The 13904-nt window shown below is 44.0% G+C and carries 15 protein-coding genes; 2 read left to right on the top strand and 13 right to left on the bottom strand.

Annotation, left to right across the window (positions count from 1 at the left end; all coding sequences use genetic code 11):
* Positions 1–625 precede the first annotated feature (625 nt).
* The 8 genes from BLV00_RS07255 to hprK all read right to left on the bottom strand — a co-directional run bounded on the left by BLV00_RS07255 (position 626) and on the right by hprK (position 8906).
* Positions 626–2299, bottom strand: coding sequence for a glycerol-3-phosphate dehydrogenase/oxidase (locus BLV00_RS07255; protein ID WP_093043915.1), 1674 nt, complete (start codon positions 2297–2299; stop codon positions 626–628).
* A 246-nt stretch (positions 2300–2545) separates the two neighbouring features.
* On the bottom strand, positions 2546–4039 hold the full coding sequence (gene glpK / locus BLV00_RS07250) for a glycerol kinase GlpK (protein WP_093043913.1): 1494 nt from the start codon (positions 4037–4039) through the stop codon (positions 2546–2548).
* A gap of 417 nt (positions 4040–4456) precedes the next feature.
* A complete protein-coding gene (locus BLV00_RS07245; RefSeq protein WP_093043911.1) occupies positions 4457–4999 on the bottom strand; it encodes a glycerol-3-phosphate responsive antiterminator in 543 nt (180 codons plus the stop codon).
* Complete coding sequence (locus tag BLV00_RS07240; RefSeq protein ID WP_093043909.1) at positions 4992–5540, bottom strand: acyltransferase; 549 nt, start codon at positions 5538–5540, stop codon at positions 4992–4994. The genes BLV00_RS07245 and BLV00_RS07240 overlap by 8 nt, the downstream gene beginning before the upstream one ends.
* Positions 5541–5544: 4 nt before the next feature.
* Entirely contained in the window at positions 5545–6183 is a 639-nt protein-coding gene (gene ppaX, locus BLV00_RS07235; RefSeq protein WP_093043907.1) for a pyrophosphatase PpaX, read from the bottom strand.
* Positions 6158–7114 carry a nucleoside recognition domain-containing protein gene (locus BLV00_RS07230; protein ID WP_093043905.1) on the bottom strand — a complete coding sequence of 319 codons (957 nt, stop codon included), beginning with the start codon at positions 7112–7114 and terminating at the stop codon, positions 6158–6160. The genes ppaX and BLV00_RS07230 overlap by 26 nt, the downstream gene beginning before the upstream one ends.
* 16 nt (positions 7115–7130) lie before the next feature.
* Positions 7131–7958 carry a prolipoprotein diacylglyceryl transferase gene (lgt, locus tag BLV00_RS07225; RefSeq protein WP_093043903.1) on the bottom strand — a complete coding sequence of 276 codons (828 nt, stop codon included), beginning with the start codon at positions 7956–7958 and terminating at the stop codon, positions 7131–7133.
* Between the two features lie 12 nt (positions 7959–7970).
* A complete protein-coding gene (gene hprK / locus BLV00_RS07220) occupies positions 7971–8906 on the bottom strand; it encodes an HPr(Ser) kinase/phosphatase (RefSeq protein WP_093043901.1) in 936 nt (311 codons plus the stop codon).
* Positions 8907–9084: 178 nt separating this feature from the next.
* On the opposite strand from hprK, the gene BLV00_RS07215 reads away from it, so the two are divergent.
* Positions 9085–9342 carry a transcriptional regulator SplA domain-containing protein gene (locus BLV00_RS07215; RefSeq protein WP_093043899.1) on the top strand — a complete coding sequence of 86 codons (258 nt, stop codon included), beginning with the start codon at positions 9085–9087 and terminating at the stop codon, positions 9340–9342.
* Positions 9336–10364: a spore photoproduct lyase gene (splB, locus tag BLV00_RS07210; RefSeq protein ID WP_093043897.1), complete on the top strand. Its 1029-nt coding sequence runs from the start codon at positions 9336–9338 to the stop codon at positions 10362–10364. Before BLV00_RS07215 ends, splB begins: the two co-directional genes overlap by 7 nt.
* Before the next feature lie 68 nt (positions 10365–10432).
* Here the strand turns inward: splB and BLV00_RS07205 are convergent, their stop codons facing one another.
* The 5 genes from BLV00_RS07205 to BLV00_RS07185 form a co-directional block, all read right to left on the bottom strand.
* Positions 10433–10777, bottom strand: coding sequence for a phage holin family protein (locus BLV00_RS07205; RefSeq protein ID WP_093043895.1), 345 nt, complete (start codon positions 10775–10777; stop codon positions 10433–10435).
* Positions 10774–10971 carry a PspC domain-containing protein gene (locus tag BLV00_RS07200; protein WP_093043893.1) on the bottom strand — a complete coding sequence of 66 codons (198 nt, stop codon included), beginning with the start codon at positions 10969–10971 and terminating at the stop codon, positions 10774–10776. Before BLV00_RS07200 ends, BLV00_RS07205 begins: the two co-directional genes overlap by 4 nt.
* Positions 10972–10988: 17 nt before the next feature.
* Positions 10989–12056 carry a DUF4097 family beta strand repeat-containing protein gene (locus BLV00_RS07195; RefSeq protein ID WP_093043891.1) on the bottom strand — a complete coding sequence of 356 codons (1068 nt, stop codon included), beginning with the start codon at positions 12054–12056 and terminating at the stop codon, positions 10989–10991.
* Positions 12057–12825: 769 nt separating this feature from the next.
* The gene (gene bshB2 / locus BLV00_RS07190) at positions 12826–13491 is read right to left on the bottom strand and encodes a bacillithiol biosynthesis deacetylase BshB2 (RefSeq protein ID WP_093043889.1); all 666 of its coding nucleotides are present in this window, start codon (positions 13489–13491) and stop codon (positions 12826–12828) included.
* Positions 13488–13859, bottom strand: a complete 372-nt coding sequence (locus BLV00_RS07185) for a YojF family protein (protein WP_093043887.1) — start codon at positions 13857–13859, stop codon at positions 13488–13490. Before BLV00_RS07185 ends, bshB2 begins: the two co-directional genes overlap by 4 nt.
* Positions 13860–13904: the final 45 nt, after the last annotated feature.

Genomic DNA, 13904 nt, shown 5'->3' with positions numbered 1-13904 from the left:
ATTAGAAATCTATAAGTAATCCTTTAGCTTGCTAATATGATAACGCAATAAAGATAGAGCGTCAAACATTACCTGCTGTCTTTCCTTTCCCTTTTCAAAATGGTTTAGAACCTGCAAATAAGAAAGCAGCACAAGATTCCTGGGTATGATCCAACTTTTATTGTCCAGTTTTCCGATATATTGTCCAGTCTGCACTATTTATTGTCTTCTTCCCAGTTTTTCTTAGTCGTTAGAAAAAAAGCGTAAGCGCCTTGCTCACCCTCGACTAGCTTAAGCCAAGCCTCCCCGTGACGTTTTTTGCACGTTAAAACAAATTAACTATATTAAAGATTTAAAGTATAAGAAACATTTGCGCTTTCGCCATAATATCTGGGCGACAAGCAGAGTTTTTCTAATCACAGAGAGCATTGACTTAAGACCTCGAGGAGGGGGGAGGCGCTGGAGCTGGATGCAGCTTCTGCCGTTATCTGGAGCTTTAATGAAGGAAGTTACGGAAAAAATGAAACGTCCAGGGAGAAATCCTGGACGTTTTCGTGCATTACTTTTTTTTACTGGTCATAAGTCTGCAAACCGTGATTTCCCTCTTAACCACACCTGTTAAAAAAAGGAGGGATCATACCTTCACCTAAGCCATCACAAGTTCAGTCGGTTCAACAGCTTCCTTCAATAGTTGCTCTAATTCTTTGGTATAAGCTTTTTTCTGTGTGTCGTTCCAGTTCAGTTCATTGGCCATATAAGCAATTACGACATCTTTATGCTCATGTACCCATTCAATAGCAAAGAAGAGCGCCCCTGTACGGCGGACGAAAAAGTCAACTGGTCGATAGGCAAGTTCATATTCCAGCGCGTATCGAAGCATAGCGAAGACAACTTGGTCGATACCTGCTTTCTCAGCGGCTTCGTTTTCATTTTTATAATAATCAAAAACGATATCTATATTGGAGCCATATAAGTCCGCAAGTTCTCTTGCGCCGTCTTCCGGAAGCCCGAGACTGACCCCTTGCTTTGTTTTTTCTCCTAAGAATTTTTCATAACCTTTTGAACCTCCGACGTCACCGCCTGAAATCGGCATAGACTTCGTTTCAGAATCAGAATAGCGGATACCTTCTTCTTCCATCAGCATATCGCGCACTTGATCGATAACGGTTTGTGCCATTTTGCGATAGCCCGTAAGTTTTCCACCAGCCATGGAAATCAAACCGGAATCAGAAATGAAAATTTCATCTTTACGTGATATTTCTGAAGGATCCTTACCTTCTTCATGGATCAGCGGACGAAGACCGGCCCAGCTGGATTCCACGTCCTCAACTGTAATATCGACTGTCGGGAACATATAGTTGATCGACTCGATCAAGTAGGTTCGGTCTGTTTCAGTCATGGTCGGGTGAGCGATGTCACCTTCATAGTCCGTGTCTGTCGTGCCTACATAGGTCTTACCATTACGCGGGATAGCGAATACCATCCGTCCATCTGGTGTATCATAATACATCGCCTGTTTCAGTGGGAAGCGCTCTCCATCAAAAACAAGGTGCACTCCTTTGGTTAAATGCAGGGTTTTCCCTTTTTTCGACCCATCTATTTCACGCAGCTGATCCACCCAAGGACCACCTGCATTAATTACTTTTTTTGCACGAATGGTATAGTGTGTTCCGTCTGTTTGATCCTCGACGACAGCACCATCGATTTTTCCTTCATCATTATATATAAAATCAACCACTTTGGCGTAATTGGCAGCCAGAGCCCCATGCTCCACAGCTTTTTTCATGACTTCCAACGTCAATCTGGCATCGTCTGTTTTATATTCGACATAAAATCCGGCACCTTTCAAATTTTCCCGTTTGATCAACGGTTCACGTTCAATCGCTTCTTCCGGAGAAAACATCGTCCGGCGCTCTTTCTTTTTAACCCCGGCAAGATAATCATAAACACGAAGACCCAGACTCGTGGAGAAGGGACCGAAATTCCCACCTTGATGGAAAGGCAGCATCATCCATTCAGGAGTAGTCACATGGGGACCGTTTTCATAAACTATCTCACGTTCCTTACCGACTTCAGCTACCATTTTTACCTCGAACTGCTTCAAGTATCGAAGTCCGCCATGCACCAATTTTGTCGATCTGCTTGAAGTGCCGGCAGCAAAATCCTGCATTTCCACGACCGCTGTCTTCATTCCGCGGGAGGCGGCATCAAGGGCGATACCAGAACCGGTAATGCCCCCCCCGATAATTAAGACATCCATTCGTTCTTCTGCCATTTTTGATAGTGTTTCTGGACGTTTATAACTTGAAAATTGACTCATTTTACAACTCTCCTTCTGACGATACTATATGACCCGGCCGGAATCCTCCTGTACTTCATTTACCCATTAAACCACCATTTCATGTATTACTATAGAATAGATAAATAAAAAAAAGAGACCACGAACATACTTTATAGATAGTTCTATAAAGCAGCGTGGTCTCTCCGTTTCTCCGAACCGAATCTTATTAACTTCTCCATTCATTATAGCAGCAGAACAGCATTGATTCAACTGATATATATGAACTTAAGGTTTAAATACACGAGCGGCTTCGACCGCTTTTTGCCAGCCTTCGTATATTGAAATGCTTTTCGCTTCTTCCATCTGTGTTTCGAAAACTGTATCCATTTCCCATTGTGCAGCAATTTCCTCTTTGTTATCCCAGAAACCGATCGCTAGTCCAGCCAGATATGCTGCACCTAATGCAGTAGTTTCATTCACTTTCGGACGTTCTACCGGTACCTGAAGCATATCACTCTGAAACTGCATGAGAAAATCGTTTTTAACAGCACCGCCATCGACCCGGAGTTTTTTCAATTCTATTCCTGAGTCTTCTACCATTGCATCTGCGACGTCTTTTGTCTGATAGGCGAGAGACTCAAGCGTTGCGCGGACGAAGTGCTCTTTTGACGTTCCCCTTGTCAATCCGAACACAGCACCCCGGGCCTCACTGTCCCAATAAGGGGTCCCCAGCCCGACAAAGGCCGGAACCACATAAACCCCCTCAGTGGAAGCTACCTTTTTCGCCAAATCCTCACTTTGAGGTGAGCTATCAATCATTCTCAGCCCTTCCCTCAACCATAGGATTGCTGAACCTGAAACGAAAATACTTCCTTCCAGCGCATATTCAACCTTGCCGTCGACTCCCCATGCTAAAGTTGTCAGTAAACCATGTTCTGAAACAACAGGTTCTTCACCAGTATTCATCAATAAGAAACCACCGGTTCCATACGTATTTTTGCCCATCCCTTTTTCAAAACAAGCTTGCCCGAATAACGCCGCCTGCTGATCTCCTGCTATACCTGCAATCGGGACTTGTTCACCAAAAAAGTGGTAATCTACCGTATGGCCATAAATTTCTGAAGAAGGTTTCACTTCCGGCAGCATGTCTTTCGGTACTTTTAGAATATCTAATAGCTCTTCGTCCCACTTCAAATCATAAATGTTGTACATCAATGTACGGGAAGCATTGGAATAGTCTGTGATATGTTCTTTTCCGCCGGAGAGCTTATAAATCAGCCAGGAATCGATTGTGCCAAACATCAATTCCCCTTTGTCAGCTTTCTCCCTCGCACCATCGACGTTATCTAATATCCATTTCACTTTCGTTCCTGAAAAATAAGGATCAAGCAACAGTCCGGTTTTGTTGCGGAATGTATCTTGAAGACCTTGTTCACGAAGTTCATTGCATATTTGCTGGGTTTGACGGGATTGCCAGACGATTGCTTTATTAATCGGACGGCCGGTCTTTTTATCCCAAATCACGGTCGTTTCACGCTGATTGGTGATCCCAATTCCTGCGATTTGATTTGCTTCGACTTCGGCTTTTCTTAACACATCAGCAATACAGGCGAGTGTTGATGTCCAAATCTCATTTGCATCATGTTCGACCCAGCCTGGTTTCGGAAAGTATTGTTGAAATTCCTTTTGGGCTGTCTCCACGACGCCGCCATCATGATTGAACAAAATAGCTCTGGAACTGGTGGTCCCTTGATCCAGGGATAAAATGAAAGTTTCCATCGAAAATTCCTCCCTTTTCATAAATTTTCTGTAAAATCGCGTTGTTCCTTTCACAGTTAGCTCCCGTTTACATGAAGACTCAGTTTCGAGGTAGTGGGGTCCGTTACCATGAGAGCAATGGGATGGTTCGTGAAACGACTTGCTTTCCTGCGGGAGACCTGGCAAGCTTCCTCGAGCTAAAGCCCTGCGGGATGAAAAAGACAGGTGAGAGCCCAGAAGACAAAGTCTGAGGAGGCTCAGCGCATGCCCGCGGAAAGGGAGCCGTTCCTCACCGCACCGCTATTCAGATACACATTTCGAAATAAAGTCTTCGACTTTACGACCATATAATTGAATAGGCCTCTTATGGAAATATCCACAACAACTTTTAACGGGGTCTTTATAGTGAAAAACAAGGAGACAGCAAAAAGCAGCGAATCAGAAATCCCATAAATCGCTGCGTGAAGTAGATATAGCTGTCGCTCCAGCTTCAATAGCCTGATCGACTTCCTGGTGATTGCGTATCAACCCGCCAGCAATGATGGGAATCCCTACTGCTTCTTTAATTGCTGTTATTTGCTCTGGCAGGACACCCGGAAGAAGCTCGACATAATCAGGCTTCGTTTTCCGGATAAGTTTCAGATTATGATCGATAGCGTGACTGTCAATCAGGAACATCCGCTGGATAGCTGTCATTTTATACTTTTTCGCCTGTTGGATGACACTGGCCCGCGTGGAGATGATACCGTCCGGCTTGACCTCCTGGCCAAGGAACTCCATGCCGTATTCATCTGTTTTAAGTCCCTGAATCAGATCCGTGTGCACAAACACTTTCTTTTCCGTTTTTTTACTGTATCGGACCAGGCTTTTCAACAGAGCAATCCGGGTATCTAATAAGACAATGTAGTTTGTGTCGCTTTCCAGCAGTTTCTCGAAGTCTTTCATATTTTTGACTGCCGGAAGTATTCTTTGTTCAATCATACTTCTGGCCCCTCTCTTCCATGAAAAACTCGTCCTTCTGCATACGTGCCTGTAACTCTTTTTCGGTGTAAATGACCTGCATGGGGTTCCCACCCACAAAACAGCCGGCTGGTACATCCTTATGTACCAGTGTGCCTGCTGAAACGATAGCGCCGTCGCCGATTTCAACACCTGGGAGTATGGTAGAATTGGCACCTATCATTACTTCATCCCCGATACGGACATCCCCAAGACGATATTCTTTGATTAAATATTCATGAGCAAGGATTGTTGTATTGTAGCCTATGATGCTGTTTTTTCCGACAGAAACTCTCTCGGGAAACATGACATCCAGCATGACCATCAGCGCGAAAGCCGTATGCTCTCCTACTTCCATACGTAAGAAAGTGCGGTAAAGCCAGTTTTTCACACCAAGAAAAGGGGTGTATCTTGCTATTTGGATGACAAGGAAGTTTTTTACGACCTTCCAAAATGGTACGGTTTTAAAGATATGCCACAGCGAATTGGCATTGTCTATGCGGTACCGTTCGGTCTTGCGCATGGGCTCATCCCCCTAAGATTTCAATTAGCTCACGCATCTCAGCTAACATGTAATCCGGCTCCAATTCTTCCAGTACTTCTTTTCCTTTGATCGTCCAGGCAACCCCGGCTGTTTTGGTTCCTGCATTTTGTCCAGCTAGAATATCATGAGTGTTATCGCCTACCATCAAAGTCTCTGAAGCAGTCGATTCAAGGGCGTTCAATGCCTGGATGATTGGTTCGGGATGAGGTTTCGCGTTAGTCACATCATCTAACGTAACGACTACAGGAAATAGTTCCTTTAATCCAGTCAGCTTAAGGCCCATTTCAACAGTCTGACGCATTTTGGTTGTAACGATGCCTAATTTGTAGCCCTTTTCCTTTAATATTTTCATTGTTTCGACGACCGTTGGATATGCTTCCACTAATTCATCATGATGCTTCATATTATGTTCGCGATAAGTAACAATCATTTCTTCCACACGGTTTTCATCGACTTGTGCCAGACTTTCCCGCAGCGGTGGGCCGATGAAGTTCATAATTTCTTCCCGTGAATATACCCTGTCACCATATTGTTCTGTCGTATGCAAAAAAGATGCGATGATTAATTCGTTTGTGTCAATCAGCGTCCCATCTAAATCAAAGAGTATTGTATTTATGCTCATGTATGTGTTCCTCTCTTTTCTGTTCTAATCTGTTCCATATAAACCCTATTACAGCTGTTAAAAGGATGGCTGTAACCAGGCGGAATGCAAGCAGCGGCCAAACCGGGATGCCTAGTGGTATAAAGATTAATGTATCTTCCACGACTGCATGGCAAGCTACAAGAAAGATCATTGCCAGATACATATCTTTTTTTGATACACCGTCTTCTTTCACAGCCTGGATCATCATTCCTGCCCCGTAAGCTAATCCAATGGTCAGCCCTGCGACCAATGTCATAGAGGTGTTACGTTCCATCCCTAGAAATTTGGTTGCTGGTGCTACCCATCCAGAAAAAATATCAAGCCAGCCTTTTTCTCTTAAATATTGCATAAACACCATCAAGGGCAGGACGATAAGAACCAATTGTAAGACCCCCATAGATGCTGTCTGCAGGCCCTGCAATATGATTTCGAACCAGCCGTCTGGAGCCGCTTGCTGTTGTGGCGCCAGACCATAGTCGGCCAATTCACCGCCGCCTTTCCATACCAAATTGATCACCAACGCGGCTAAAAGCGCAAGAGTGATGCGGAAGCCGATGACGTACCACCAGCTGACACCAACCCTGGAGGCGACGGTAGATTCAATCAGCAAATTATGGGAGAAAGACATCATTACCGCAAGAATGAAGACTTCTTTTACCGTGAAATCAAACGAAATGATTGCTGCGATGCCGGCATATAAATTCAAAAAGTTACCTAACACAAGCGGCACAGCCGCTTCTCCTGATAACCCCAGCCACGCCATGAACGGAGCTATTTTTTCCATTGCCCATGGCAAAACCGGGGTGAACCGGAGGATAGTGACAATCAATGTCACAGGAAAAATCACTTTTCCTAAAGTCCATGACACAGACAATCCTTGTTTTATACCTCTCGCGATGATGCCTGTCACTGTTCCTCCTCCTTACTTACGCTTTCTTCCCATTATAATGTTTGTCCGCCATTTTCGTTTTGCGGCGGAAAATGATTGCTGTAATACCGGCAATCACGAGTACGATGGAAATAGCCTGGGCTGTGCGGATTTCTCCCACCAGGTAAAGACTATCTGTCCGGAGTCCTTCGATAAAGAAACGTCCTACAGAATACCAGATTACATAGCTCAGGAAAATTTCACCTCGGAGCGGATTATAACGACGTAATACGAGCAGCAATATGAACCCGAGGATATTCCAGGTGGATTCATATAAAAATGTCGGGTGGTACATCGTGCCCCCGATACACATTTGGTTTGTTATAAATTCAGGAAGGTATTGCATGAAGTTATTATAAAAACTTTCTGATACTGGTCCTCCATGAGCTTCCTGGTTCATGAAGTTACCCCAGCGCCCAATCGCTTGTCCCAAAATGATACTTGGAGCTGCAATATCCAGCAGCATCCATACAGATACTTTTTTCACTCGGGCATAAACGATTGCTGTAATCACAGAACCAATCAAAGCACCATGAATGGCGATACCGCCTTCCCAAATGGCAAATATGTTCAACAAAGAACTTCCCGCATAACGTTCCCATTCAAAAATAACATAGTAGATTCTTGCAGAAATAATAGCTACCGGGATAGCGATGACGACTGCATCAATCATTAAATCCTTTTTCAATCCCAGCCGCTCCGTTTCCCGAACAGCCAGCCAGAGACCTAAATACGCACCAGCGGCAATAATGACTCCATACCAGTAGATGGACAAAGGTCCCAACTGTAAAAATACCCGGTCCAGGGCTTCAGCGCTACATGACACATAAACTCCTCCTTACTCTTCCATGTGCTTATCGCGATCGATAACGTTCGTCAATCGCTGTGAAAATTCTTCTGCCGCATTAACTCCCATTCGCTTCAACCGGAAATTCATCGCTGCCACTTCGATGATGACAGCCAGGTTCCTCCCCGGCCGTACAGGAATCGTCGCTTTCGGTATTTCCACATCCATGATTTTCATTTTTTCTTCATCTAATCCTAAACGATCATATTGTTTCTTCGGATCCCATAATTCCAAATTCATCACAATGGAAATCCGTTTGTAGTTACGAACTGCCCCGGCCCCGAATAAAGTCATGACATTAATGATGCCAAGTCCGCGGATTTCTAACAGGTGTTCTATCAGAGGAGGACTGTTTCCAATCAATGTATCGAAGTCTTCCTGGCGAATTTCCACACTGTCGTCAGCCACAAGGCGATGCCCGCGTTTTACCAGCTCAAGCGCAGTTTCACTTTTACCCACTCCGCTTTGACCGGTAATCAGGACACCGATACCGTAAATATCGACCAGGACACCATGAATGGCTGTAAATGGCGCAAACTTCGTCTCAAGATAATTGGTCAGCCTGCTGATGACCCTTGTCGTTTTATAAGGAGAACGCATCAGCGGCACACCAGCTTCTCTTGCGGATTCAATCAGTTCAGGTGGGATATCCATGCCCCGGGTAATGACGATGCCGGGCGTGACATCTGTACATAGTTTTTCTGTCCGGTCTTTACGCTCTTCTGTACTCAGTTCATTGAAATAAGATAATTCCGTTTTCCCAAGCAGCTGCAACCGCTCCTTAGGATAAAATTTGAAATAACCGGTCATCTCGACTCCCGGTCTGGAGATATCACTCGTATGTATTTCACGATGGACGCCGTCCTCGCCCGTCACCAATTCTAGTTCGAATCTGTCTAATAAGTCCTGGGTGCGAACTTTCGACATATCGTAGCCTCCTCTTATATCATCTCAATCACTGTACCCTATTGTAGCATTTTTTCCAAATAACATGGAAAAAAACGATTATTTAAGGATGGCGGAATATTTTACCATGAGTAATCGTTCATAATCGATATTCTAGGAGGGATAATGAAAAAAAGACGGAAAAGGCTGGTGTATCTTTATGGAAATTCATGACCCGCAGCAATCGCTGTATGCAGGTGAAATCGTTTATGTCATCTATCGTAATCCACATACGCAAAACGTAGCAAATATTCAGGAAGCAGCCGTAGTCCGTAATCCGGAAGAACCAGAACAGCTTGCTCTCTTTTTATACGAAACCTATTATCCGCTGACCGAGGAAATCGCTGTATATCGTTCGGAAGCAGAAGCGGAACAGGCATACGCTGATCATTTTGGCGGGAGTGACCTCCAGTGGTGAAACCATTCATACCACAACTTGTCTATATCGAGCCAAGGGCATTGGAATACCCTCTTGGAAGAGAGCTCCAGGAAAAGTTTGAGAATATGGGAATCGAAATAAGGGAAACCACCTCCCATAACCATGTCCGGAATCTGCCAGGAGACAATCACTTTCAGCAATACCGCGTAGCCAAATCCACCCTTGTCGTTGGAGTAAGAAAGACTTTGAAGTTCGACACTTCCAAACCATCGGCTGAATATGCCATCCCATTAGCAACCGGATGTATGGGTCATTGCCACTATTGTTATCTTCAGACGACGATGGGCAGCAAGCCATATATCCGCACTTACGTTAACGTAGAAGAAGTGTTTGAATCAGCAAACAAATATATGGAAGAGCGCGCTCCGGAACCGACAAGGTTTGAAGCCTCCTGTACTTCCGATATCGTAGGAATCGATCATTTAACCCACTCACTAAAAAGGGCAATTGAATTCTTCGGAGAGTCAGAATATGGAAAGCTCCGTTTTGTCACTAAATTTGCCCACGTCGATCATTTATTGGATGCTAAGCATAACGGTAAGACGCGCTTCCGCTTCAGTATGAACGCTGATTATGTCATTAAGTTCCTGGAACCCGGAACCTCCAGGCTGGATGAACGGATTGAAGCCGCCGTAAAAGTAGCAAACGCCGGTTACCCTTTAGGGTTCATTATTGCACCGATTTATTTGTATGACGATTGGAAAGAAGGTTACCGTGAATTATTTGAAAAGCTGGAGGCCAAATTGCCTGCCTTCGCCAAAAAAGACCTTACCTTTGAACTGATCCAGCATCGCTTTACGCAGCCTGCTAAAAAGACGATCCAAAAAAACTACCCCATGAGCAAACTTGAGATGGATGAAACAAAACGACAATATAAATGGGGGAAATATGGAATCGGCAAATACGTATATAAAAAAGAAGAACAAGAGGATATGAAAGAAACGCTTAAAGGATACATTGAAAAATATCTTCCTGAAGGCAAGTTTGAATATTTCACTTAAACTAAAAAATAGAGTATAAAATCATGCGATTTTATACTCTATTTTTGTACGGACTCTGACTTTTTTGATTATTTTTTAACAAAAGAATTCAAAATCAAGTTAAGCAGGGAAATGACGATTGCAGCAAGAATCGCCGTGAAAAAACCTTCAATTTCGAACATGGTGCCGAGAATCGCATCCGTCAACAACAAGGTTATAGCATTCACTACAAATAAGAAAAAGCCGAGTGTCAAAATTGTAATTGGCAGTGTCAGAATCACCAATATCGGCCGTACAATCGCATTTAAAATTGATAATATGAATGCTGCCAGCAATGCGCCGCCTACACCATCAATCTGGACTGCTTGAAATAATGCGGCAACCACAAAGATCGCTACAGCATTTAGGATAATATGAAGGAGCCAGCTTCTCATTCATCCATTCTCCTTTCATTCGGCATTATGAATATAGCCGCAAAGTAAACCAGGATTAAAGGAGTCACAGGAATGGTCAGTATTACAAAAATGATTCGGAGCAATGTCGCATCGATATTGAAATACGCTGCCACCCCGCCCAGTACCCCGGCAAGCATGCGGTCTGATTTCGACCTCGTTAATTTTCCTTCCATTCTACCAGCCCTCCTTTTTATTCAACAGTGACCGAGCCTGTTTTTGTCTCCGCTTCTAAATGATATTCCTTTTCCTTCTGCTCGTTAATCACAAATAGCAACTCTTTTCGTACGACTTCCTTCTTCTCTTTATAAATTTTGGCATTATCCAGGTTGCATTTCAAGCTGCCCATATTGGTCTGTAGCTTGCCATCGACTTTTACATTATGTGGTAAGTGGACTCTTATACTACCTGTTGTCGTCTGGAAAAATCCAGTATGGGCTTTTTCCCCAAAGTATTCACACGTGACACTTCCAGTTACTGTAGATGCATCAAGCTTACCAAAATCCCCGCTAAGCTTCACCGATCCGTTGATCGTGTCAGCTTCCAGATCATCAAAAGCACTCCCTTTAACATGAAGGGTTCCATTCGATGTTTCGATATCTCCTGTCTCAGCTTTAATTCGGTCTAATTGAATCGAGCCGTTCGACGTCTTTAGTTCCAATTCGCTAAGTTCTATTTTCTCAAAGGAAATTGATCCGTTGAACAGCTTAGCATGAACCCTGTCGTAGATTTTTTCCGGCACATAAAGTGTAAAATCAGCTTTAATTTTTTTCTCATCGAGGACCAGGGAAAGTTTTTCATCAGCTACCTGGAAATTCACTTTATCCAACAGTTGTTTCTTACCCACCGCATGATCATCGGCTTGAAACACCTTGGCTTCACATTCAACCCTTGTCGCTGATTCTTTCCACGATTTTAATGTCAGCGAGCCATTCGTAACCGAAACATCTACCTGATTGTATGGATCACCGACATTTTGATAAATATGAGAAACTTCAACATAATCACCAAAATTAAAATCTAAATCAGCATTTTTTATTTTTTGAATCGCCTGCTCCACATAGTCCATGAAGTTCTTTTTCTTTTTATCTGGTTTCTGCTTCTCCGACTGCTTACTGCCGCTGTCCCAGTCTACCTGTTTAGAAACAGTATGGGACTGATCCTCAGATGTCGTTAAGGCATCCAGAAGTCTAGCCCCTTCTTCAGCAGAAACCGTGCCTTCTTCAATCATTTTAAGGATCCGCAAACGTTCCTCTTCCATCTATATTCTCCCCTTTCTAATACCTCTCTTTCTTACCTTCAATTATACGCTAATCCATCCCTGATTTTATGTTAATTCCCTAAAATGATGTATAAAAAAAGCTCTGTTAAAACTCCAAGCTAATGTTACAGATAAGCTCCCTTTTATTTAAAAGGATGATAATTCAAAGTCCTGCGGGATGAAAATGACAGGTGAGACCCCGAAAGACGAAGTCTGAGGAGGCTCAGCGCATGCCCGCGGAAAGGGAGTCGTTCCCCACCGGACCCTTATTCAGACAAACATCTCGAAATCAAGTCTTCGACTTTTCGGCCCTATAGTAGCTGACCTTCATCTTGAGGCTTTTACAAAGAAGGTAGAGAGAACAGAGGCTTCTTTCTATCATCATGGGACAGTAACCACAAGTGTGATTTCGAGAATCTCCTATGGGAAGGTACGGTGGGGAACAGCGAGACTCCTCGAAAATGCTACGCATTTCCTTCGTGCGGTGTTTCTCAATACACTCTTTCTCTTTTTGAAGGGGACGTTTATTACAAAACTGGCTGGATGGGCAGGGAAACGGCGAGACTCCCGCGGGAGAAGGGGCTAGGCGATGAAGCTGGAAAGCGAGTCGTTTCCCGGAACAACTTATTCCTCTCATGGTAACGGACCCAACTATCTCGTACTGAGTCTTTAATAAGGCTTTTATGAAAAATCAACCACGACGTTCCAGGGAGTAACAAAAAAAGCACCTCGATATACTAAACATGTGAGGTGCTTTTTCTGGAAGTATTCAGTTGTTGTAATTCCAACGGTAAAACCGTTCATAACGCAAGTGCTCAAGCTCCTCATTTTCATTGAAGTCTGGTTTTTCTTTAATCAGACTCATCATCCCGGATGCCTGGGAGAGATGGGTTTCAATGGCAGCCATTTTTTTGTCCCAGTATGGTTTCACATCATGTCTGATGTCTGGTTCACCAAGTTCTTTTTCATAGTTGGTCGCGATTGCCTGCGCCCACAATTCAGGTCGTCGAACAGCTTCGATATTCCCAACTGCTTTGATTGCAGCTGTACCAAGTGCATTATGATCAGGGTGAACCGCATAGCCAGGATAGTGGGTAATGACCAATGTCGGTTGTATTTCTTCCAGGATAGACTGAAGGTGAGCGGCAACATGATCCACTTGTTCAAATTCTAGTGTCTTATCCCGGTATCCTAGCAAACGGACATCAACATCCAATGCCTTGCAAGCTTTCATCAATTCCTGCTTTCGATAAGAAGAAAGGGTTTCCCGGTTCGCAAACACCGGGTTGCCCATATTCCTCCCCATTTCGCCTAACGTCCCACAAAGATAGGTGACTGGAACACCTTTTTCACGGTAGCTTGCAATTGTGCCGGCCGCACCGAACGACTCATCATCTGGATGCGGGTAGATTACTACTACATGTTCCTGTGTCATGATTGCTCCACACTTTCATGGGAAAAAGGCGTCTCACTGATTTCAAGCGCAACCATCAATCGGCCTTCCCGATCGTGTCCAGCCATCAGCAGCCTGTTCTGATGATCCAATTCATAATCGGTGACACCTTCCGCGTACACCCACCCTAAATCGAGCTTTAAGCCGACACGATAAGCATTTCCGCTGCCGACAATTTTACCATGCTCGTATTTTACTTTGGCATTACGAATGAACGCACCGACATTATAAGCATTTTCGTCAAAATGACTGGCATAAGCACCATTGGTAGTCTCTAAGTGTACATAGACATCTTTATCAGCAAATTGATCGATTGCCTGCTGTACTTTTTCTTTTATGATTGCTTCCATTAGACAAGACTCCTCCCGTCAAACTCTCTCTTGTTCAACGATACT

It is taken from the genome of Thalassobacillus cyri, from assembly GCF_900107755.1.
Lineage (GTDB): Bacteria > Bacillota > Bacilli > Bacillales > Halobacillaceae > Thalassobacillus > Thalassobacillus cyri.
The sequence above is the reverse complement of the archived record's forward strand: the minus strand, read 5'-3'. Positions and strand labels throughout refer to the sequence as shown.

What these genes read in the sequence shown, in the direction of transcription:
- BLV00_RS07240 (WP_093043909.1), bottom strand. Translation starts at nt 5,540, where the DNA reads ATGCGCAAGACCGAACGGTACCGCATAGACAATGCCAATTCGCTGTGG.
- BLV00_RS07200 (WP_093043893.1), bottom strand. Translation starts at nt 10,971, where the DNA reads ATGGAAGGAAAATTAACGAGGTCGAAATCAGACCGCATGCTTGCCGGG.
- ppaX (WP_093043907.1), bottom strand. Translation starts at nt 6,183, where the DNA reads ATGAGCATAAATACAATACTCTTTGATTTAGATGGGACGCTGATTGAC.
- bshB2 (WP_093043889.1), bottom strand. Translation starts at nt 13,491, where the DNA reads ATGACACAGGAACATGTAGTAGTAATCTACCCGCATCCAGATGATGAG.
- BLV00_RS07205 (WP_093043895.1), bottom strand. Translation starts at nt 10,777, where the DNA reads ATGAGAAGCTGGCTCCTTCATATTATCCTAAATGCTGTAGCGATCTTT.
- BLV00_RS07195 (WP_093043891.1), bottom strand. Translation starts at nt 12,056, where the DNA reads ATGGAAGAGGAACGTTTGCGGATCCTTAAAATGATTGAAGAAGGCACG.
- hprK (WP_093043901.1), bottom strand. Translation starts at nt 8,906, where the DNA reads ATGTCGAAAGTTCGCACCCAGGACTTATTAGACAGATTCGAACTAGAA.
- BLV00_RS07255 (WP_093043915.1), bottom strand. Translation starts at nt 2,299, where the DNA reads ATGAGTCAATTTTCAAGTTATAAACGTCCAGAAACACTATCAAAAATG.
- BLV00_RS07215 (WP_093043899.1), top strand. Translation starts at nt 9,085, where the DNA reads ATGGAAATTCATGACCCGCAGCAATCGCTGTATGCAGGTGAAATCGTT.
- BLV00_RS07185 (WP_093043887.1), bottom strand. Translation starts at nt 13,859, where the DNA reads ATGGAAGCAATCATAAAAGAAAAAGTACAGCAGGCAATCGATCAATTT.
- BLV00_RS07245 (WP_093043911.1), bottom strand. Translation starts at nt 4,999, where the DNA reads ATGATTGAACAAAGAATACTTCCGGCAGTCAAAAATATGAAAGACTTC.
- glpK (WP_093043913.1), bottom strand. Translation starts at nt 4,039, where the DNA reads ATGGAAACTTTCATTTTATCCCTGGATCAAGGGACCACCAGTTCCAGA.